Source organism: Ferrovibrio sp. (genome assembly GCF_964218355.1).
Classification (GTDB): domain Bacteria; phylum Pseudomonadota; class Alphaproteobacteria; order Ferrovibrionales; family Ferrovibrionaceae; genus Ferrovibrio.
Genome location: NZ_CAXPMC010000005.1, coordinates 40016 through 59371 on the forward strand (window position 1 = coordinate 40016; position 19356 = coordinate 59371).

The following is a 19356-nucleotide window of genomic DNA, read 5'->3' on the forward strand; positions in this document are numbered from 1 at the left end:
GTCCCGGCATGACCATGATTGTCAGGGTGAGCGACTGGCTCAACAGCATAGTCCGTGCCGCAGCCGGTCTCAGCCTGGTGGTCATGGTCGTCCTGCTCGGGATTCAGGTGGTGGCGCGGTACCTGTTTTCGGATCCGCCGGCCTGGACCGAGGAGGGGGCGCGCTATGCAATGGTCTGGGCCGGCCTGCTTGGTGCAACCATGGCGTTCCGCGCCGGCAGCGATCCGGTTCTGCTGAATCTGCCGGCCCTGCAGTCGGGTGTGGCGGGAATCGCCGCCCGCCTGCTGCGGGCTGCGGCGGTCCTGCTCTTCCTTCTGCCGATCTGGTGGTACTGCATCTTCGGACCGAATGCCGATCCGGCCCGCGGGTTTGTTGCCCGTTCGATGGCAAGGGATACCGAAAGCATGGGGCTGTCGATGGCATGGTTCACCATGGCCCTGCCCCTGTCCATTTCGATCATCGGTGTCCATCTGCTGGCGCAACTGGCCGGGCAGCGTAATCCCCTTCATCACCCGGAAGATCCGTCATGAGAATCTACGCCGCGACGCTCGGTACTGAAACCAACACCTTCTCGCCGATCCCGACATCGCGGGCGAGTTTTGAGGAAACCTTTTATGCGGCGCCCGGGAAGCACCCGGAGCAGATCATGCCGTTCAGTGCCCCCCTCTGGGTGGCGCGCCGGCTGGCAAAAGAGCATGGCCACACCCTGATCGAAGGTCCCGCGGCCTTCGCACAACCGGCCGGCATCACGACGCGGCAGGCTTACGAGGGTCTGCGGGATGAATTGCTGGCCCATCTTGAGGCGTCGCTGCCTGTCGATGTCGTGCTGCTGGGTCTGCATGGCGCAATGGTGGCTGACGGGTATGATGACTGCGAAGGCGACCTGATCGGCAGAATTCGTGCGCTGACTGGTCCCGGCACAGTGATCGGTGGCGAACTCGACCCGCATTGCCAGTTGTCGACAGCCATGCTGGAACAGGCGGATGTGCTGATCTGTTTCAAGGAATACCCGCATATCGACTATGCCGAGCGAGCGGAGGAACTGGTCGATATCTGTTTGCGCGCAGCCGAAAAGAAGGTGCGGCCGGTGATGGCGAGCTTCGACTGCCGGATGATCGACATCTATCACACCACGCGGTCGCCGATGCGCGAATTCGTCGACAGGATGAAGGCGCTGGAAGGGCGGGACGGCATTCTCTCGATTTCTGTCGTGCATGGCTTTCCATGGGCGGACGTGCCGGACCTGTCGACCAGGCTGCTGGTCGTCGCCGATGGCGATGCCGGAAAGGCGGCTGCTCTGGCCGAGACCCTGGGGCGGGAATTGTATGCCCTGCGCGGCAGGACGGCGCCGCGCTATCTCACCATCGATGAAGCACTCGACCAGGCATTGACCCATAACAGTGGTACCGTGGTCATTGCGGATTCCGCCGACAATGCCGGTGGTGGCGCCCCGTCGGATGCAACCTTCCTGCTGCGCCGCCTGCTGGAACGCGGGATCGATGGCGCGGCCCTGGGGCCATTCTGGGATCCGGTTGCCGTTTCGCTGTGCTTTGATGCCGGACAGGATGCTCGCTTCGCCCTGCGTGTCGGCGGCAAGACCGGGCCGATGTCGGGCCAGCCGCTGGATCTCGATGTGGAAGTACGGTCCTTGATCAGGAATGCGGTGCAGAGCTTTGGTGCGGCCCAGATGCCGCTGGGGGATGCCGTCCTGCTGCGGATTCACGGGTTCGACGGGAAACCGGCGGGCGAGGATGTCGAAATCGTGCTGAATACCATCCGCAACCAGGCAAAGGGACGCGAGTTGTTCACCGCCCATGGTGTCGAACTCGAGAAGAAGCGTATCGTGGTAGTGAAATCCAGCCAGCATTTTCACGCGGCCTATGCTCCGGTGGCCCGTGAGGTTCTGTATGTCGGCGGGCCGGGTGCCATTGCGGCGGATATCGGCACGCTGAATTACCGGCGGATCAGCCGGCCGAAATGGCCGTTTGATGCCGATCCGCTGTCGGTCTGAGGGAGGTTGCGATGGAACTCGTGGAATTCCGCAGCCGCTATCCTGCCCGTGATGTTACAGCCGACGGACTCACGTGGCAGGCGGTCGAGGCGCCGGCAGCATCAGAAGGCGTGCCCTGCCTTCTGATGCTGCCGGGCACCCTTGGGACGGCAGAAATCTGGTGGAACCAGATCGCCGCACTGGCCGGGTCGGTCCGCATGCTGGCGGTGACCTATCCGGTGATTGACGACGCGGAACGTCTGGTCGATGGCCTGGTGGCCCTGTGCCGCCAGCGCGGCATCGCCAGAACCTCGGTGATCGGGTCCTCGCTTGGCGGCTTCCTGTCACAGCTTTTTGCCGCGCGGCATTCCGATCTCACTGAGACGCTGTTCATCGGCAATTCCCTGTCGGACCCGGACATCGCCAATGTCACGGGCATGGATATTGCGACGCTGGAAGCATTGCCGGCTGAGGAGCATCGCAAATTCATCCTGGCCTCGGTTGACAGCTGGCCGGAGGCGACCCCGGCGGTAAGCGCAATGAAACAAGTGTTGTATGACAGTGGCAGGCGGTTGCTGACAGCCGAGGCGCTGAAGGCGCGGGTGCTGACCCTGCGCAAGGCCCGGGCGATTCCGAAGCTTGCGATTCCGGACAGCCGGGTCGTGGTGATCGATGCCGAAGACGATCCGTTGATTCCCCGCGCGGTGCAGGATGACGTGGTTCGCCGCTATCCGGGAGGCGAGCATCAGCGCCTGCCCTTCGGTGGACATTATCCCTACGTGGTCGATCCGGAACCCTATACGGCGATCCTGCGCCGCCGGCTGCTGGGCTGAGGGCTACAGCGCCTGCGGATGTGCGGCGCCGTCGAGCAGGATGCTCTGGCCGCTGATATAGCCGGCATGACTGCTGCACAGGAAGGCGCAGAGTCGGCCGAGCTCCGCCGGGTCGCCGAAGCGGCCGGCCGGCAATTCCGCCTTGCGGGCTGCCACCACCTCGTCGAGGCTCTTGCCCTCGCGGTTGGCGCGGAAGCTGAAGTTGGACAACAGCCGGTCGGTGGCGAAGGGGCCCGGAAGCAGGTTGTTCACCGTGACATTGCGGCCGGCAAGGCCACGCACGATGGTGGCGACGAAACCATGCAGGCCGCTGCGTGCCGCGGCACTCAGGCCCTGCGCATCGATCGGATGGCGCACCACGCTGGAAGTGATGTTGACAATGCGGCCGAAACCACGTTCCGCCATGCCATCGGCATAGGCCGAGATCAGGGCGACCGGCGCCAGCATGTTGGTGGCAACGGCCTGCTCCCAGTCCTGCGGTGTCCAGCTGCGATAGCTGCCCGGTGGCGGGCCACCGGCATTGTTGACCAGGATGTCCGGTGCCGCACAGCTGTCCTGCAGGGCCTGCCGGCCTTCCGGCGTGGCGAGGTCGGCGGCAACCGGCGTGACGGAGACGCCATGCTGCCGGGCCATGTCGTCTGCCGCCTGTCGCAGGGCCGAAGCGTCACGGGCATTGAGGATGATATGGACGCCTTCGGCGGCGAGTGCCTCGGCGCAGGCGCGGCCCAGCCCTTTACTGGCGGCGCAGACAATGGCGGTGCGGCCCGCAATACCCAGATCCATGCTTCACTCCGAAACTTGACCCTCAGTCCGCCCAGGGAATCGGCCGGCCGGACATATCGATATACAGGCTTTTCTGGCGCATGTAGGCCTTCAGGCCGTCGCGCGCCTTCTCGCGGCCTATGCCGCTTTCAGCATTGCCACCGAAGGGTGTGGCGATACTGAACTGTTTATAGGTATTGATCCAGACCGTGCCGGCATTCAGTGCGCGGCCGATCCGCCAGGCACGGCGGAAATCGCCGGTCCAGACACCGCTGGCCAGGCCATAGACGCTGTCATTGGCTTCCGCGATCAGGCTGTCCTCGTCGCGGAAGGGCAGAAGAACGCCGACCGGCCCGAAAATCTCTTCCTGTGCCGTGCGGTTGCGATTGTTCAGTCCATCGATCAGTGCCGGCATGAAGTAATTGCCGGCCTGCAGGGCCGCATCGACGGGGCGTGTGCCACCGCAGAGCAGACGTCCGCCTTCCTCGCGGGCCAGCGTCACATAGCCCTCCACCTTGTCGCGATGCTGTGGCGTGATCAGCGGACCGATCTGCGTCCGCTCGCTGACCGGATCGCCGATGCGCAAAGCTGTCACGCGCTCCGCAAGCTTCGCGGTGAAAGCCGGGTATATGCTTTCCTCGATGAAGATGCGTGAGCCGGCGATGCAGCTCTGGCCCTGGCTGGAGAACAGGCCGAACAGAACGCCGTTGATCGCCTGGTCGAGATCGGCATCGGCGAAAACGATGTTCGGCGACTTGCCGCCCAGCTCCAGCGAAACCGGCATGATTTTCTCGGCGGCAACCCGGCCGATGGCGCGGCCTGTGGCGGTGCCGCCGGTGAAGGTGACCTTGGCGATGCCGGGATGCGCGACGAGGGCTGCACCGGTGCTGGCGCCGGTGCCGGGCAGCACGGACAGCAGGCCCTTCGGCAATCCGGCTTCATCCGACAGTTTTGCAAGTTCGAGTGCCAGCAGCGGCGTGAATTCCGATGGTTTGACGATGACGGCATTGCCGGCAGCGAGTGCAGGAGCAACTTTCTGGGCCTCACTGGCAATCGGCGAATTCCAGGGCGTGATGGCAGCGATCACACCCAGCGGTTCCCAGGTTGACAGCGACAGGTAGTTTCCGCGCGAGGGCGTGATGTCGCCTTCCATGGTTTCGCAGACGGCAGCGAAATAGCGGAAGGTGCCCGCGGCACTGGCCACCAGGGCACGGGTTTCGAGGATTGGTTTGCCGTTATCCTGGCGCTGCAGCTGCGCCAGCCGTTCGGCATCCCGCTCGATCAGTGTTGCAATGCGATGCAGGAAAGCCGCCCGCTGGTGTGGCAGCAGGTCCCGCCAGGCCGGATTGCGCATGGCCGCTTGGCCGGCGGCAACCGCGTGGTCGACATCCGCGGCACCAGCCGTGGAAACGACAGCGAGGACACGGTTGTTCACCGGGTTGTGGCTGGCCAGTGGCTCGCCGCGGCCGCTGGTCCAGGTGCCGGCGAGATAGAGTGGAAGCGGAGACATGGCAGAAACTGCTGTTGGGAAGCGGGTGATTGGGGCTTTACAGGCAGCCTAGCTGAACTCTAGGATGTTGCATATAAGAAATGATGATTTATTAGAGAAACAATCTTGCGGCAACGGCCTGTATCGGAGAGACCATGAGCATTCTCGGAATCGACCGGATCACCTATGGCGTCGAGGATTTGCCGGCCTGCCGGCAGTTCTTCCTGGACTGGGGGCTCCGGCTGGTGCGCGAGGATGCGTCCGGCCTCGACTTCGAAAGCCTGAATGGCTGCGAGATCTGGATCCGGCTGATCGCCGATCCGGCCCTGCCGCCGGCCTTCGAGGCGGGAGCCACCCTGCGGCAGGTGATCTGGGGTGCGGAGAATGCGGCCGATATTGCGACTTGCCGGGACAGGATGAGCGGCCAGCCCGGGTTTCACGAGGGCGACGGCACGGTCTTCTGTACCGATCCGAACGGTATGGGCGTGGGGGTGCGGCTGTCGCGCAAGCGGCCTGTGGAAGTGAAGGGCGTGCCGGTCAATACCTGGGACCATGCGGCGCGCATCGACACGCCGGCGCCGATCTACCCGCGGGCCGAGCCCGTCGAGGTCGGACATGTGGTTTTCTTCACCGACACGCTGGAAGCCACGACAGCGTTTTACGAGGCACTCGGTTTTCGTCTGTCCGACCGCTACCCGGGCCGCGGACATTTCCTGCGCTGCTCCGCCCGGGGCGGCCATCATGACCTTTTCCTGTTGCAGACCCCCGATGCCAAGCGGGGTCTGAACCACATCGCGTTCACCGTGCGCGATATCCACGAGGTGTTTGGCGGCGGCCTGCACATATCGCGCTGTGGCTGGGAAACCCAGCTTGGACCGGGCCGGCATCCGATCTCGTCAGCCTATTTCTGGTACTTCAGGAATCCGGCCGGCGCCCTGGTGGAATATTACGCCGACGAGGATGTGCTGACCGAAGCCTGGCAGCCGCGGGATTTCGAGCCCGGGCCGACCGTGTTCGCGGAATGGGCGGTGGCCGGCGGGCTGGATGGCAATACACGCCGGCAGAAGACGGGTGCGCCCGGGCAGGATGGCCGGTTCCTGACCGACAAGCGCTAGACGCGCCGGCGGCCCCGGCTCGGAATCTTCTTTACAGCGGGAGGGGTGGCTTTTACGATGTTGCATATAAGAAATGATGTTTCCGTAATGAAACATATGGAAATCAAGGAGGGTGGTCCAGTGCGGTTCAATCCCTATCTGGCCGGGTTGCGGATCAACGCGGCGGAGCCCAACAAGGGCGGCAGCGAGAATATCGAGCGCCCCCAGGCCGTCGAGAACATCATCCACCAGACCCGCCCGGCCGAACTGACGCCGTTCGAGGACAGTCTTGCTGACACGCTGCAGACGATGTTCCGCGATGGCGTGCAGGAACTTCCGGAGATTGTCGCGCGGTTGAACCAGTCCGGCCTGCGCCACCCGGAAGGAAACTGGACCGAGGCCAACTACCAGACCCTGATGGCCCGCCTGGGCGCCGGCGAAAGCGTGTGAGCCAGTCATGCCTGCCGCGCCCCGCCTGTCCTTCCGGAATGTCACCAAGCGCTTCCCCAATCCGCGGCAGGGCGGCGTGGTCGTTGCCGTCGAGGATGTCACCCTGTCGATAGCCGATGGTGAGGTTGTTTCGCTGATCGGTCCGTCCGGCTGCGGCAAGAGCACCCTGCTCAATATGGGGTCTGGCCTCGACCCGGCCTCGGAAGGCGAAGTGCATGTGGATGGCGAACTGGTGACCAGGCCCAACCGCCATGTTGCGTTCATGCTGCAGAAAGACCTGCTGCTGCCGTGGCGGACGATCCGCGAGAATGTCGAGCTGGGGCTTGAAATCCAGCGTTCGCCAGCCGGTGAGCGGCGCGGCACCGCCCTCGAATTGCTGGCGAAATGCCGGCTCAGTGATTTCGTCAACCACTATCCGCACCAGTTGTCCGGTGGCATGCGCCAGCGTGCGGCACTGGCGCGCACACTGGCGGTCAATCCGAGCGTGCTGCTGATGGATGAACCGTTTTCGGCTCTCGACGCGCAGACCAAGATGGTCCTGCAGCAGGATCTGGGGCGTACCCTTGCTGAAACCGGGAAAACCGCATTGTTCATCACGCATGATCTGGTCGAGGCGATCGCGCTGTCGGACCGCATCCTGGTGATGAGCCAGCGTCCGGGCCGGATCATCGAGGAAATCATGGTCGACATTCCGGACCGGCACAATCCGATGGTCCGCCGGCAGGATCCGAAAGTCGGCGCCTATGTGAAGAGATTGATGGATCTGCTGCATGTCGAAGAAGCCGCAGCATGATGGGGAATATCCAAACGAGGGGAGTATGATCGCTATGATTCGTAAAGCTCTGATTGCCGGCCTGGCCGTGGCCGGCCTGTCTGTTGCGGCAGCACCTGCCGTTCACGCGGAAGATGTCATCTATCTGCTGCCGGCTCCGAAATCGCTGCCGGCCTTCGGCCCCTGGATGGTTGCGGAGGCGCGTGGCTACTTCAAGGCGGAAGGCCTGAATGTCACCTTCCAGGTCGGCAAGGGCGGTGTCGATGTCGCCAAGCAGGTTGGCGCCGGCAATGCCGTCATCGGCGGCGGCATTGGCGACACGTCGATCATCGTCCGTCCGAACGGCGTGCCGGTGAAGACCGTGGCCCTGCTGGGTGGTGGTTCGCTGATGCAGCTGGTGATCAACAAGGACAAGGGCATCAGCACGATCAAGGACCTGAAAGGCAAGACCATCACAGCGATGGCCTATCAGGACACCACCTATTTTGCGCTGCTGGGGATGCTGGCGACCCAGGGCATGACCAAGAATGACGTGAACGCCCAGGCCGCCGGCCCGGTCAATACCTGGAAGCTGTTCATCGCCGGTGAAGCCGACGCCATGGCTGCCGTGCCCGACTGGACCGCCCAGGCCCAGGCCGCCAAGATGAATATCGAGATCATTCCGTCGGACAAATACTTCAAAAGCATGGCGCAGGCGATCATTGCCGCCGACGACGTCATTCAGAAGAACCCGACTCTGATCAAGAAGCTGGTGGGCGCGACGCTGAAAGGCATGAAGGACATCATGACCGATCCCGATGCGGCATCGGTCGACTATGTCAAGGCGGTCCCCGAGCATGCCGGCAAGGAGAAGGCGATGGCCGCCGTCTTCAAGCTGTACAACCAGTATGTCTATCCCGGCCAGGCAACCCTTGGTGCCGTTGATGAGTCCAGGCTGTCTGCCCTGCAGGATTTCTATGTCAAGGAAGGCGTCATCCGCGACAAGACTGCAGTGAAGGACCTCTACACCAACCAGTTTGTCCAGTAAGCGAAGCTGAGCCAGCCTGGCCTGGCCGGCGGGAGATTTCTTGATGCAAGCCGTTCTGTCCCAACCCCACCTGCGCCGCATGATGGCTGGCAGCATCCTGCTGTTCATCGCCTTCCTTGCGGCGTGGCAATGGCTGCCGGGCTGGTTCGGCATTCCGCAATTCATCATCCCGTCGGCCAGCCGGGTGTGGGACGAGTTCCTGCACATGCTGGCGAATGACCGTCTTCTTTATCATACCGGGATCACGGCGATGCAGGTTGCTGCCGGATTTGTTCTCGGTGCCATCCTCGGAGTCTTCGTCGGTTTCCTGCTGGGCATGTCGCCGGCGGCCGAGTTCATGCTGTCGCCGTATATCTTGGCCCTGCAGATCGCGCCGAAGGTGGCCTTTGCGCCGTTGTTCATCATCTGGTTCGGCTACACGGTTTATCCGAAGATATTGGTTGCCATCCTGATCGTGTTCTTTCCGATCATGATCAATGTTCTCGGAGCCGTCCGGGCGATCGATCCGGATATCGTGCGGCTGGCGAAGTCGTTTACGGCAAACCGGCTGCAGGTTTTCTGGAAGATCGAATTTCCGGCCTCGCTGCCGCCGCTTTTTGCCGGATTGCGGATTGCCGCCACGCTTGCCGTGATCGGCGTCGTGGTCGGCGAACTGGTCGGTGGCAATATCGGGCTCGGCTATCTGCTGGCATTCGGCGAAGGTGCCGGTAATACCGCGATGGTGTTTGTTACGATCATACTGCTGACGCTGATCGGCATTCTGCTGTATGGCGCCGTTGTTCTGATCGAAGGCCGGATTCTGCATTATCTGCCGGCCCGCGCCCGCGTGACGACTGAGAGCTGAAGGAGATACCGCCATGGCAATAACCAGTGCAGGCGAGACCGGTACCGCGCAGCCAAGCGAGGCGGCGGCAGTCGAAATCCTGATGAACCGCGGTTTGCGCAACATGTGGTATCCGGTTGCGCCCGGCTGGATGATCGGGCCGGCGCCGGTCGGTCTGACCCGTCTTTCTGAAAATATTGTCTTGTGGCGCGACAGCGCGGGCAAGGTGCATGCCCTTGAGGATCGCTGCCCGCATCGCGGTGCACGGCTTACGCTGGGCTGGAGCCTCGGCGACCGCTTGGCCTGTTGGTATCACGGTGTCGAGGTCCGCGGCGACGGCGTGGTCCCGCGGGTACCGGCGCAGGCGAATGCGCCTATGGAAGGCAAGCGCTGCGTGCGCAGCTACCATGTCGAAGAGCGCGCCGGCACGATATTCGTCTGGTTCGGTGATTCGCTGCATGCCGATCCTGCAGAACTGCAGCTGCCTGACGAGCTGGTGTCGCCGGAATACGAGGCAATTCTCTGCACCGCGCACTGGAAGTGCAATTACCGCTACGCCATCGACAACGTCATGGACCCCATGCACGGGGCCTATCTGCATGCGCAGTCGCATTCGATGGCAGAAGGCGACAAGCATGCGGAAATGCGTCTTCGCAAGACGGATACCGGCTTTGTTTTCGAAAAGGCGAATCAGCGCGGTGTCAACTTCGACTGGACCGAGTTCGGTATCACCAACGCCTTGTGGCTGCGTCTGGAAATTCCCTATGGCAAGCAGGCGGGCCCTGGCGGGGCCTTCACCATTGTCGGTATGGTGGTGCCGGTCGACGAGGAGCATTGCCGGGTGTTCTTCTGGCGCATCCGCAAGATTTCCGGCTGGCAGAAGGATACATGGAAGTTCATGTATCGCGCCCGGCTTGAGAAACTGCACTGGGATGTGCTGGAACAGGACCGGGTCGTCCTCGAGGATATGGCGCCCCAGGCCCGCGAACATGAATTCCTGTACCAGCACGACGCCGGGCTGGGCCGGGTGCGCACCACGCTGCTGAAGGCGGCCCGCGATCAGGTCAAGGCGCTGGCTGCGGCGAAATCCGCAGCCGGGGAAGCGCCCCGTGCCGCCGGCGTTGCGTGAGCCTGCAGGGATGTCGCTGTCCGGGCGGATCATCGTCGTGACCGGGGCCGGCCGCGGACTGGGGCGGGCGTTTGCCGAGGCCTGCGGTCGCGCCGGAGCTGAAACGGTCGTTGTTGCCGATATCAATGCAGACTGGGGAGAGGCGACGGTTGCCGGATTGAAGTCCGCCGGGACGGATTCGGTGTTTCTGCCGATCAACCTGGCGGAACCGGAGTCGATCGCGGCTTTCGGGACGGAACTGGCCAGTCGTTACGGACGGATCGACGGCCTTGTCAATAATGCCGCGATTGCCACCGGGATCGGTGGCAAGACATTTGAAGAGATCGATATCGAAACATGGGACCGTGTGATGACGGTCAATGTGCGCGGGACCTGGCTGGTGATCAAGGCATTGGCGCCGATGCTGCGCAAATCCGGTGCCGGCGGCCGTATCGTCAATCTGGCATCCGACACCGCTATATGGGGCGCTCCACGGCTGCTGCATTACGTATCGAGCAAGGGCGCAATTATCAGCATGACGCGCTCTCTGGCCCGGGAGTTAGGGACAGATGGAATTGCCGTCAATGCCCTCGCGCCCGGCCTGGTGCTTGTCGAGGCCACCGAATATGTCCCGGAGGATCGCAAGCGGCACTATGTCGAGGGGCGTGCCATGCAAAGGGCGCAGCTTCCCGAGGATGTGGTGGGCGCGGCAGTATACCTGCTCGGTGATGGTGCCGGCTTTGTCACCGGTCAGCTTCTGCCTGTCAACGGCGGGTTCGTTTTCAATTGAGCCACAGAGCGATGCTTCAACCTTCTGTCGAATGTACGGAGATGCCTGATGAACGCAGATGATCGGGTACCGCAGGGGAAATACGTGGTTCCGGCCCTGGCTCAGGGCCTGGCGGTCCTGGCGCTGTTCTCCCGCCAGCGGGCAAGCATTACGGCGCCGGAGATTGCACAGGAACTCGGGTTGCCGCGCTCCACGGTCTTCCGTCTCCTCCACACGTTGCAACTGATGGGATTTGTCCAGAAGCAGGGTGACGAGAGGCATTTCAAGTTGGGGCCGGCCGTGCTCAGTCATGGTTTCGAGTACCTGGCTTCACTCGATATTGTCGAGGCCGCACAGCCGATCCTGCAGCGGCTGCGCGATGAAACGGGACTGTCGGCCCATATGGCGGTTCGCGATGGACGCGAAATCGTCTATGTCGCGCGCTATCCGGCCCGTACAACCATTTCCAGCACCGTCAATATCGGAACGCGGTTTCCTGTGCATGCCACGGTGATGGGGCGGATGATGATCTGCAACCTGACGGACGAGCAGCTGCAGGATCTGTTTCCAAGCGATCCGCTGCCGCGTTTCTCCGACCAGACGCCGACCACTCTGGCCGAACTGAAGAAAATCCTCGTCGAGGACGAACGCCGTGGCTATGCCGTCAGCCAGTCATTTTTCGAACGCGGCGTCAGTTCGGTCGCGGCGCCAGTTCGGGACGGAGCTGGCCGGATTGTTGCGGCCATCAACATCACCGCGGTCGATGCCTATGTCGACCTTGAAGCCATGCATGGTGCCCTGAAGGACACCATTCTGGCTGCTTCAGCGCAGATCACCCGGTGGATCCGCCGGGAGGAAACCCGGGGCGAGCCGGCAGTTGGTGCCGAACCCCCTTCAACCCAGAAACGCAGAAAATCCAGTGAGCCCGTTCATGTCTGAGCAGATCACCGTCGGCGAACTGACCGCGCGGTTTCTTGAAGCCTGCGGTGTCGATACAGCCTTCGGGGTTATATCGATCCACAACATGCCGATCCTGGATGCTTTCGGCCAGCGCAATACCATCCGGTTCGTTCCCAGCCGTGGCGAGGCGGGTGCGGTCTGCATGGCGGATGCCTTCGCGCGGGTGCGTGGCGGTCTGGGCGTGGCGATCACCAGCACGGGAACGGCAGCCGGCAATGCCGCCGGAGCCATGGTCGAGGCCCAGACGGCGGGTACACCGCTGCTGCATCTGACCGGGCAGATCGAGCGGCCGTATCTCGACCGGCGCTGGAGTTATATCCACGAGGCGGTCGATCAGCCGGGCATGCTGAAAGCCGTTTCCAAGGCTTTCTTCCGGGTCTGGTCCCCGGAATCGGCACTTGGTGTGCTTCAGGATGCCGTGCGTACGGCCCTGACGGCGCCGGCCGGGCCTGTCAGTGTTGAAATTCCCATTGATGTCCAGGAGGCGCTGGTGGATGTGCCTGCGCGGATCGCGCCGCTGCCGGTTGCTGCGCTGCAGCCCGATCCGAAAGCTCTGGACGCCATGGCCGATCTGCTGGTGCGAGCGAGGCGGCCGGTGATCTGGGCCGGCGGCGGTGCTAGACATGCGGGCGCCGAAATCCGGCAACTGGCCGATATGGGCTTCACCGTGGTTACCAGTGTCCAGGGGCGCGGCATCTTGCCGGAGGATGACCGCCGTACGCTCGGAGCCTTCAATATCTCGCCGCCGGTGGAAGCTTTCTATGCCGGCTGCGACGCCATGCTGGTCGTCGGCTCGCGGCTGCGCGGTAATGAAACCCTGAAATACAGTCTGCGGCTGCCGCGGCCATTGCTGCAGATCGATGCCGATCCCCAGGCCGAGGGGCGAGGCTACAAGGCGGACTGCTTTGTGGCCGGTGATGCCAGGCTTGCGCTGGCCGGCCTGGTCACCCGCCTGCAGTCGCGGATCAATATCGAGGCAGGGTTTCCTGAAGCTGCCGGCAAGGCCAGGGACGAGGCCGAGAAGCAGCTGCGCAAGGGGCTGGGGCCCTATGAAGCGCTGGTGGATGCGCTGCAGGATGCGGTGCCGCGGGATTATGTCTGGGTGCGTGATGTCACCGTATCCAACAGCACCTGGGGCAACCGTCTGCTCAAGCTTTTCGATGCCCGCAACGGCGTGCATGCGCTGGGCGGCGGCATCGGCATGGGGGCGGCCATGGGTATCGGCGCCGCGGTTGCGGCATCCGGCCGCAAGACGGTGGTGTTGTCCGGCGATGGCGGCCTGATGCTGAATCTCGGCGAGCTGGCGACGGCTGCACAGGAGCAGGTTGATCTCCTGCTGATCGTGATGAACGACCGGGGCTATGGCGTGATCCGTAATATCCAGGATGCCCGTTTCGGGGGCCGCAAGTATTATGTCGATCTGCACACGCCGGCCTTTGCCGATCTGGCCCGCAGTCTCGGCTGGCGGCATACCCTGCTTGCCGACCCTGGCCAGGCCCGCGAAGTCTTCGGCCGGGTGATAGCCGAGACCGGTCCGCGCATGATCGAGGTCGACATGCTGGCGATCGGCCCCTATGCATCGGCCTTTGCTGGCCCGCCGGTGCGGAAGGCCTCCTGATGCCAGGCACTGCCGCGGCGCTGCCGCAGATTCTGCTGATTGGCAACGGCGCTGTTGCGGCGGAGGTGCGGGCGGCGGCGAAACGAACGGGCCTGTTCGCCATCGGCGCCGTACTGGTGCGGCCGGCGCGGGTGGCGCAGGTACAGCAGGAATTGCCCGGACTGGCCGTCATCGGCGACCTGTCCGCCCTGGCTTTCCGGCCGGTTATTGCCGTTGAATGTGCCAGCCACAGTGCGGTGCAGGCCTATGGGCCGGCCCTGCTGCGGCAGGGTACGGACCTGGTGGTCGTTTCCATAGGGGCGCTGACGGATGACGGATTATATGCCGCGCTGCACGACGCCGCGAGAGACGGGGGGGCGCGGCTGATCCTGCCGGCTGGCGCCGTTCCAGGGATTGATGCGCTGAATGCGGCAATGGCGGGGGGGCTTGACAGTGTGCGATACGTCTCGCGCAAACCGCCGGCGGCCTGGAAAGGCACGCCCGCAGAGCAGCTGCTTGCCCTGGATACGCTGTCTGAGCCGGCGGAATTCTACAAGGGTACGGCCCGCCGGGCAGCGCAGGAATATCCGAAGAATGCCAATGTTGCCGCCACCGTGGCACTGGCCGGGCTTGGCTTCGATGCGACGGAAGTCCGTATGATCGCGGATCCGTCGGTGCAGGCCAACATTCACGAAATCCATGCGGCCGGAGCATTCGGCGACATGCATCTGACGATCAGGGGCCGGCCGTTGCCGGGCAATCCGAAGACATCGTCGCTGGCAGCCTACAGCACCATCCGTGCCGTGCTGAACCGGGTTAGGCCGGTTGAAATCTGATCCGTCCGGTCAGGTCCGGTCGCTGCGGGACGGGCGTGTATCGCGGATGAAACCGTTGAGCAGCCGGATAAGCTGTTCCATGCGGTTGTGGCTCACATTGGCGAGGAAGGCCTCGCTGCTGGCCTCGACATCAGGCTTCAGGCGGCGATGCAGGCTCAGGCCGCGGTCGGAAACAAAGACCAGCACTTTGCGGCGGTCCGCTTGATCCGGCGCCCGGAACAGCAGGGCGCGTGATACCAGGCGATCAACCAGCTTCGACAGAGCCGGCAAATTGAAGACCGCCTCGGCGGCCAGTTCGCTCATGGAACGGCCGGTCCCGTCGCTGAGGATGTGCAGTACCCGCCACTCCTCTGCCGACAGATCATCCTCGCGCAGCACCGAGACAAGCTGCGTGTCAATCAGGCGCTCTGCCTGCTTTAGGAGCAGTGCAAGATCAGCTTTCATGCGATTTCGTCCTCTGGTCGCCTATAGCATCGCAATTCATCCGCGCACAAGCTGCTTTGTGTGTTTTTCACGTGACTCGCATCCGGAACGGGGCCTTAAATGGCGGCATGACGGGGACAGGCCTGATCCGGAGCGGATCTGAAACGGGGTGCTGGCCGCTGGCGGCGGGCGCCCCCCGTCATCCGGCTGGGCAGTCCTTGTCGTGGCGGGCCGCCCGGCCCGGGCTGCGCCGGAACCGGCAGGGCGATGATTTTTTCTCGGTCGGTCTTTTCGTTCCGCTCAGCAGCGGCGCCGCCGTCTGGGGGCCATCCTGCCTGGCCTGTGCCGAGCTGGCTGTCTCGGAAATCAATCGGGCCGGCGGTTTGCAGGGGCGGGAGGTCCGGGTCATTACCGTGGATGCAGGTGCCGATCCGGCAGATGTGGCGGAAGCCGCAGATGCGCTACTGGAGGACAATCTCCTGGATGCCATTGTCGGCATGCATATCAGCGCGGTGCGCACGGTTCTGGCGCCGCGGGTCGGCGGGCGTGTCCCCTACATTTATACTCCCCTCTATGAAGGCGGGGAAACTGCGGCCGGCGTCTACGCCATTGGCGAAACCCCGGAAGACCAGTTGCTGCCGGCATTGTCCTGGGCAACAGCCGAGCGGCGCATACAGCGCTGGGCGCTGATCGGCAATGACTATGTCTGGCCAAGAGCCAGCCATGCGCAGGCCCGGCGTTTCATCCGGAACCTGGGCGGCGCGGTTGCTGCCGAGGCATATCTGCCGCTGGGAACGGAGGATTTCGAACCCTGCCTCGATGCGCTAGAGAAAATACAGGCCGATGCGGTGCTGCTGTCCCTGGTGGGACAGGATGCCATCGCTTTCAACCGGGCCTTCGGCGCCCGGGGAATGCATCGTCGTCTGCTGCGCCTGTCAATGTCGATCGATGAAGACACATTGCTTGGCATCGGTGCGGAGAATACGGCGAACCTGATTGCCGCGGCTGGCTATTTCACCGGCGTGGATACCGATGCCAACCATGCGTTTATCGAACGCTACCGCAGTCATTTCGGAGTTCGGGCGCCGGTCCCCAGCACCTTGGGGCAGTCGATTTACGAGGGTTTTGCCTTTCTGCAGGAAGCCCAGGCGACCGCCCCCGGCCGCCCGGTATTCATTCCCGGAGCCCGCGGCACCACCTATCTGGATAACAGCCGCAAGATCGGCCCGATTTATCTGGCGGAGGCCGATGGTGTCGAGTTCAGGCTGCTGCCGCAGGCCCGGCAGCCGCGCGGCCCGTTGCGGAGTCGTCTGTGGAACTGACGCTCTGACCAGGAAAAAAGCATGGGCAATGCCTGTGCATTTTTCTGTTGCATAAGAAATATTTTCCCATTTAAGTAATCTCCATGACGCCTGTGCGGCGTTGTGCCGGTTTGCTGTGCCGGCTGGGGGTATCAAGGGGAGAAGTCGCGTGACCTGGATCGCGTATCTTATTGCTGCGGTCATCCTGATCGCCGTGGTCATCCTGTTCCTCAACCGCTTTTACCGCAAGGCAACCCGGGATACGGCACTGATCCGCACCGGCGCGGGCGGACAACGGGTGATCATGGATGGGGGCTGTCTGGCGCTGCCCTTCCTGCACCATGTCTCCGAGGTCAACATGAAGACCTCGCGAATCGAGATTTCCCGGGCCGGCCCGAAAGCCCTGATCACTGGCGACCGCCTGCGTGTCGATATCGAGGTGGAACTGACGGTGCGGGTAACGCCAAGCCCTGCAGGCATTGCCACCGCCGCCCAGGCGCTGGGCAGCAAGGCATTCCGGCAGCAGGATCTGGCCGATCTGATCGATGGTCGCCTGATCGATGCAATGCAGACGGTGGCTGCCAGGGAAAGCATGGACCATCTACATGAAAACCGCGGGGCTTATGTCCGTGAGGTCCGTGATCTTGTGGCCGAGAGTCTGGCGCAGAACGGCCTGACCCTGGAATCCGTCGCCCTGCGCCGATTTGACCAGGCGCCGTTTTCGTCAGTCGACGAGAATAATGCCTTCAATGCCGTCGGTCTGCGCCGTCTGGCCGAGGTGATTGCCGCCAACAAGAAACAGCGGGCTGCAATCGAGGCAGATGCCGATGTTGCCGTGCGCCAGAGCCAGCTTGACGCGATCAAGCGTGTTCTGGTGATCGAACGCGAGCAGGAAGAGGCGCGCTTGTCGCAGACCCGCGAGGTCGAGCGGCTGAAGGCCGAAAACGATGCGCAGGTGGCGGAATTCGGCGCCGATTCACGCCGGCGGGCCGACCAGGCCAGGATCGCCCAGGAGCGGGAAGTCAGGATGCTGGAAATCGCCCGCGACCAGCAGTTGCGCCAGCGCGACCTTGCCGCCGCGCTGGAAACCGAGATGACCCGCCGAGACAATGGCATTGTGCTGGCGCAGAAACGCAGCGAGGAGGCAGCGGCCGAGGCAATGGCCGAGCAGGCCCGCCAGCAGGTCATCCTCGCGCAGGAAGCCGTGCAGACCGAAAAGGATATGGCGATTGCGGAACGGGTGCGTCAGCTGGCGCTGCTGCGGGCCCAGGAGGCTGCAGAAGTCGACGCGACCCGCACACGCAGTGAAACCGAAACCATCCGCGAGCAGGCCAGAGCGGAAGCGGATGCCACAACGGCAAAAGCGGTTGCACAGCGTGCGGCGATGATCGCGGAGTCGGAAGGCCGCAGTTCGATGATTGCGGCAGAGAATACCCTGTCGGATGCCATTATCCGCATGCGGCTGGACAAGAAGCGGATGGAAACACTGCCGGTACTTGTTGGCCAGATGATGAAGCCGGTCGAGAAAATCGATTCAATCCGGATCAGCCAGATCGGTGGTCTGCCGGGCCTAGGCGGAGGTGCCGGAGGTGGCGGCCAAAACGGCGCGGCCATGTCCGGTGGCAGTGGTGGTGGCGACAGGCCGCTGGTGAATCAGGCCGTCGACGGCATCCTTTCCATGGCCCTGCAGCTGCCGGCAGTCCAGAAGCTAGGACAGGAGATCGGTATCGACATTGCGCAGGGCCTGGCCGGAATTTCGCGCGCGGCAGAGGCGCCGCCGCCTTCCGCAGGCAAGGCCTGATCCTTCCGTTTCCCATCCGCCCTGCCGCCTGCTGCTGCCGGGCCTGAGATTAACCAGATCACGAAACCAATGGAGGCTACCCATGCAGTTTGACCGCCGTTCTTTCCTGCAAAGCGCCGCAGCCATCTCGGCGTTGACCGCGACCGGATTTGCCGGCCGGGCCTATGCTGCTGGCGGAGAGATCAAGCTTGCCAGCATCCATGACCTGTCAGGCCTGTTCGATCTGTATGGCAAGCCGATGGACCAGGCCGTGATCCTGGCTCTCGAGGAAATCAATGCGGCGGGTGGCCTGCTCGGCAAGAAGGTTGACCAGGTCACCTATGATACCCAGTCCCAGATTCCGCTCTACACCCAGTTCGGCCAGCAGGCGGCACTCAAGGACAAGGTGTCGGTGGTGCATGGCGGCATTCTCTCTGCCTCACGCGAGGCGATCCGCCCCACTCTCGATCGTTTCAAGACGCTGTATTTCTACAACACCCAATACGAGGGTGGTGTCTGCGACCGTAATATTTTCTGCACCGGCGTGACCCCGGCGCAGTCGGTGGAAGCGCTGATGCCCTATGCCATCAGCAAGTTCGGTAAAAAGATTTACACTCTGGCTGCTGACTACAACTATGGCCAGATCATCTCGAAATGGGTGGCATACTACGCCAAGCAGAATGGCGGAGAGGTGATCCAGACCGACTTCTTCCCGCTCGATGTGTCGGATTTCGGCGCCACCATTGCCAAGGTGCAGAGTGCGAAACCGGATTTCGTGATGTCGGCCCTGGTTGGCGGTGCGCATCTGTCATTCTACCGTCAGTGGGCGGCTGCCGGCATGAAGTCCAAGATAGCGATGGCATCGACCACGCTGGGCGCCGGGAACGAGCAGGTGGTGCTGACGCCGGCCGAAGGCGACGGCATCCTGCTCGCCTACAATTACTCGAAGGAGCTGGACACGCCTGCCAACAAGGCTTTCCTCGACAAGTGGCAGAAAAAATTCGGCGACACCAAGCCAATCCACGAGCTGGCCGTGGCCACCTACCAGGGTGTTCTGCTCTGGGCGGCCGGTGTAAAGAAAGCAGGCAGTATCGATCGCATGAAGGTGATCGAGGCCCTGGAAACCGGCATTTCAATCGATGGCCCGGCCGGAAAGGTCACTGTCGATCCGAAGACCCATCACTGCACCCTGGATGTACATGTCATCGAGGTGAAGGGGCAGAAGATGACCGTCGTAAAAAGCCTGGCGCAGGTCCCGCCGAAGGATACCCAGTCGGTCTGCGACCTGAAGGCAAATCCGAACGACACGAAGCAATACGAGATCAAGATCTGAGCTCCGGTC

The 19356-nt window shown here is 63.0% G+C and carries 19 protein-coding genes; 16 read left to right on the plus strand and 3 right to left on the minus strand.

All coding sequences use genetic code 11. The annotated features are described in order from the left end of the window. Positions 1-8: 8 nt before the first annotated feature. From ACEQZY_RS01670 to ACEQZY_RS01680, 3 genes are read left to right on the plus strand one after another with little or no spacing between them, the layout of a single operon-like run. A complete protein-coding gene (locus ACEQZY_RS01670; RefSeq protein ID WP_341702267.1) occupies positions 9-530 on the plus strand; it encodes a TRAP transporter small permease subunit in 522 nt (173 codons plus the stop codon). Next, positions 527-2011 carry a M81 family metallopeptidase gene (locus ACEQZY_RS01675; protein ID WP_341702266.1) on the plus strand — a complete coding sequence of 495 codons (1485 nt, stop codon included), beginning with the start codon at positions 527-529 and terminating at the stop codon, positions 2009-2011. Before ACEQZY_RS01670 ends, ACEQZY_RS01675 begins: the two co-directional genes overlap by 4 nt. A gap of 11 nt (positions 2012-2022) precedes the next feature. After that, on the plus strand, positions 2023-2823 hold the full coding sequence (locus tag ACEQZY_RS01680) for an alpha/beta fold hydrolase (protein ID WP_370151840.1): 801 nt from the start codon (positions 2023-2025) through the stop codon (positions 2821-2823). 3 nt (positions 2824-2826) lie between these two features. Here the strand turns inward: ACEQZY_RS01680 and ACEQZY_RS01685 are convergent, their stop codons facing one another. Beyond that, positions 2827-3606 carry an SDR family oxidoreductase gene (locus ACEQZY_RS01685; RefSeq protein ID WP_370151842.1) on the minus strand — a complete coding sequence of 260 codons (780 nt, stop codon included), beginning with the start codon at positions 3604-3606 and terminating at the stop codon, positions 2827-2829. 22 nt (positions 3607-3628) lie between these two features. Continuing rightward, positions 3629-5095 (minus strand): aldehyde dehydrogenase, encoded by a 1467-nt coding sequence (locus tag ACEQZY_RS01690; protein ID WP_370151844.1) that lies wholly within the window; start codon positions 5093-5095, stop codon positions 3629-3631. A gap of 134 nt (positions 5096-5229) precedes the next feature. Between ACEQZY_RS01690 and ACEQZY_RS01695 the strand changes: the two genes are divergently transcribed. The 10 genes from ACEQZY_RS01695 (at position 5230) to ACEQZY_RS01740 (ending at position 14510) form a co-directional block, all read left to right on the plus strand. Beyond that, positions 5230-6189 (plus strand): VOC family protein, encoded by a 960-nt coding sequence (locus tag ACEQZY_RS01695; RefSeq protein WP_370151846.1) that lies wholly within the window; start codon positions 5230-5232, stop codon positions 6187-6189. Between the two features lie 87 nt (positions 6190-6276). After that, positions 6277-6618 (plus strand): recombinase-like helix-turn-helix domain-containing protein, encoded by a 342-nt coding sequence (locus ACEQZY_RS01700; protein ID WP_370151848.1) that lies wholly within the window; start codon positions 6277-6279, stop codon positions 6616-6618. Between the two features lie 7 nt (positions 6619-6625). Further along, positions 6626-7411 carry an ABC transporter ATP-binding protein gene (locus ACEQZY_RS01705; RefSeq protein WP_341702260.1) on the plus strand — a complete coding sequence of 262 codons (786 nt, stop codon included), beginning with the start codon at positions 6626-6628 and terminating at the stop codon, positions 7409-7411. Between the two features lie 34 nt (positions 7412-7445). Next, positions 7446-8417 carry an ABC transporter substrate-binding protein gene (locus ACEQZY_RS01710; RefSeq protein ID WP_341702259.1) on the plus strand — a complete coding sequence of 324 codons (972 nt, stop codon included), beginning with the start codon at positions 7446-7448 and terminating at the stop codon, positions 8415-8417. 43 nt (positions 8418-8460) lie between these two features. Beyond that, entirely contained in the window at positions 8461-9261 is an 801-nt protein-coding gene (locus tag ACEQZY_RS01715) for an ABC transporter permease (RefSeq protein ID WP_341702257.1), read from the plus strand. A gap of 13 nt (positions 9262-9274) precedes the next feature. Continuing rightward, positions 9275-10369 (plus strand): aromatic ring-hydroxylating dioxygenase subunit alpha, encoded by a 1095-nt coding sequence (locus ACEQZY_RS01720; protein WP_341702255.1) that lies wholly within the window; start codon positions 9275-9277, stop codon positions 10367-10369. Between the two features lie 10 nt (positions 10370-10379). Continuing rightward, a complete protein-coding gene (locus ACEQZY_RS01725; protein WP_341702254.1) occupies positions 10380-11138 on the plus strand; it encodes an SDR family oxidoreductase in 759 nt (252 codons plus the stop codon). A 48-nt stretch (positions 11139-11186) separates the two neighbouring features. Beyond that, positions 11187-12056: an IclR family transcriptional regulator gene (locus tag ACEQZY_RS01730; protein ID WP_341702253.1), complete on the plus strand. Its 870-nt coding sequence runs from the start codon at positions 11187-11189 to the stop codon at positions 12054-12056. After that, positions 12049-13695, plus strand: coding sequence for a thiamine pyrophosphate-binding protein (locus ACEQZY_RS01735; RefSeq protein ID WP_370151851.1), 1647 nt, complete (start codon positions 12049-12051; stop codon positions 13693-13695). The genes ACEQZY_RS01730 and ACEQZY_RS01735 overlap by 8 nt, the downstream gene beginning before the upstream one ends. Beyond that, positions 13695-14510: an aspartate dehydrogenase gene (locus ACEQZY_RS01740; RefSeq protein ID WP_370151853.1), complete on the plus strand. Its 816-nt coding sequence runs from the start codon at positions 13695-13697 to the stop codon at positions 14508-14510. Before ACEQZY_RS01735 ends, ACEQZY_RS01740 begins: the two co-directional genes overlap by 1 nt. A 9-nt stretch (positions 14511-14519) precedes the next feature. Here the strand turns inward: ACEQZY_RS01740 and ACEQZY_RS01745 are convergent, their stop codons facing one another. Next, positions 14520-14954: a MarR family transcriptional regulator gene (locus tag ACEQZY_RS01745; RefSeq protein ID WP_341702250.1), complete on the minus strand. Its 435-nt coding sequence runs from the start codon at positions 14952-14954 to the stop codon at positions 14520-14522. Here ACEQZY_RS01745 and ACEQZY_RS01750 point away from each other — a divergent pair. The 3 genes from ACEQZY_RS01750 (at position 14936) to ACEQZY_RS01760 (ending at position 19347) form a co-directional block, all read left to right on the plus strand. Beyond that, a complete protein-coding gene (locus ACEQZY_RS01750; protein WP_341702249.1) occupies positions 14936-16255 on the plus strand; it encodes a substrate-binding domain-containing protein in 1320 nt (439 codons plus the stop codon). The two genes, ACEQZY_RS01745 and ACEQZY_RS01750, sit on opposite strands and share 19 nt — an antisense overlap. A gap of 148 nt (positions 16256-16403) precedes the next feature. Then, positions 16404-18035 (plus strand): flotillin family protein, encoded by a 1632-nt coding sequence (locus tag ACEQZY_RS01755; RefSeq protein WP_370151856.1) that lies wholly within the window; start codon positions 16404-16406, stop codon positions 18033-18035. An 82-nt stretch (positions 18036-18117) separates the two neighbouring features. Then, the gene (locus ACEQZY_RS01760) at positions 18118-19347 is read left to right on the plus strand and encodes an ABC transporter substrate-binding protein (RefSeq protein WP_341702247.1); all 1230 of its coding nucleotides are present in this window, start codon (positions 18118-18120) and stop codon (positions 19345-19347) included. Positions 19348-19356: the final 9 nt, after the last annotated feature.

Bases quoted from the DNA above. Each gene is read 5' to 3' on its own strand.
- ACEQZY_RS01670 (WP_341702267.1), top strand. From the start codon at position 9: ATGACCATGATTGTCAGGGTGAGCGACTGGCTCAACAGCATAGTCCGT.
- ACEQZY_RS01675 (WP_341702266.1), top strand. From the start codon at position 527: ATGAGAATCTACGCCGCGACGCTCGGTACTGAAACCAACACCTTCTCG.
- ACEQZY_RS01680 (WP_370151840.1), top strand. From the start codon at position 2,023: ATGGAACTCGTGGAATTCCGCAGCCGCTATCCTGCCCGTGATGTTACA.
- ACEQZY_RS01685 (WP_370151842.1), bottom strand. From the start codon at position 3,606: ATGGATCTGGGTATTGCGGGCCGCACCGCCATTGTCTGCGCCGCCAGT.
- ACEQZY_RS01690 (WP_370151844.1), bottom strand. From the start codon at position 5,095: ATGTCTCCGCTTCCACTCTATCTCGCCGGCACCTGGACCAGCGGCCGC.
- ACEQZY_RS01695 (WP_370151846.1), top strand. From the start codon at position 5,230: ATGAGCATTCTCGGAATCGACCGGATCACCTATGGCGTCGAGGATTTG.
- ACEQZY_RS01700 (WP_370151848.1), top strand. From the start codon at position 6,277: ATGAAACATATGGAAATCAAGGAGGGTGGTCCAGTGCGGTTCAATCCC.
- ACEQZY_RS01705 (WP_341702260.1), top strand. From the start codon at position 6,626: ATGCCTGCCGCGCCCCGCCTGTCCTTCCGGAATGTCACCAAGCGCTTC.
- ACEQZY_RS01710 (WP_341702259.1), top strand. From the start codon at position 7,446: ATGATTCGTAAAGCTCTGATTGCCGGCCTGGCCGTGGCCGGCCTGTCT.
- ACEQZY_RS01715 (WP_341702257.1), top strand. From the start codon at position 8,461: ATGCAAGCCGTTCTGTCCCAACCCCACCTGCGCCGCATGATGGCTGGC.
- ACEQZY_RS01720 (WP_341702255.1), top strand. From the start codon at position 9,275: ATGGCAATAACCAGTGCAGGCGAGACCGGTACCGCGCAGCCAAGCGAG.
- ACEQZY_RS01725 (WP_341702254.1), top strand. From the start codon at position 10,380: ATGTCGCTGTCCGGGCGGATCATCGTCGTGACCGGGGCCGGCCGCGGA.
- ACEQZY_RS01730 (WP_341702253.1), top strand. From the start codon at position 11,187: ATGAACGCAGATGATCGGGTACCGCAGGGGAAATACGTGGTTCCGGCC.
- ACEQZY_RS01735 (WP_370151851.1), top strand. From the start codon at position 12,049: ATGTCTGAGCAGATCACCGTCGGCGAACTGACCGCGCGGTTTCTTGAA.
- ACEQZY_RS01740 (WP_370151853.1), top strand. From the start codon at position 13,695: ATGCCAGGCACTGCCGCGGCGCTGCCGCAGATTCTGCTGATTGGCAAC.
- ACEQZY_RS01745 (WP_341702250.1), bottom strand. From the start codon at position 14,954: ATGAAAGCTGATCTTGCACTGCTCCTAAAGCAGGCAGAGCGCCTGATT.
- ACEQZY_RS01760 (WP_341702247.1), top strand. From the start codon at position 18,118: ATGCAGTTTGACCGCCGTTCTTTCCTGCAAAGCGCCGCAGCCATCTCG.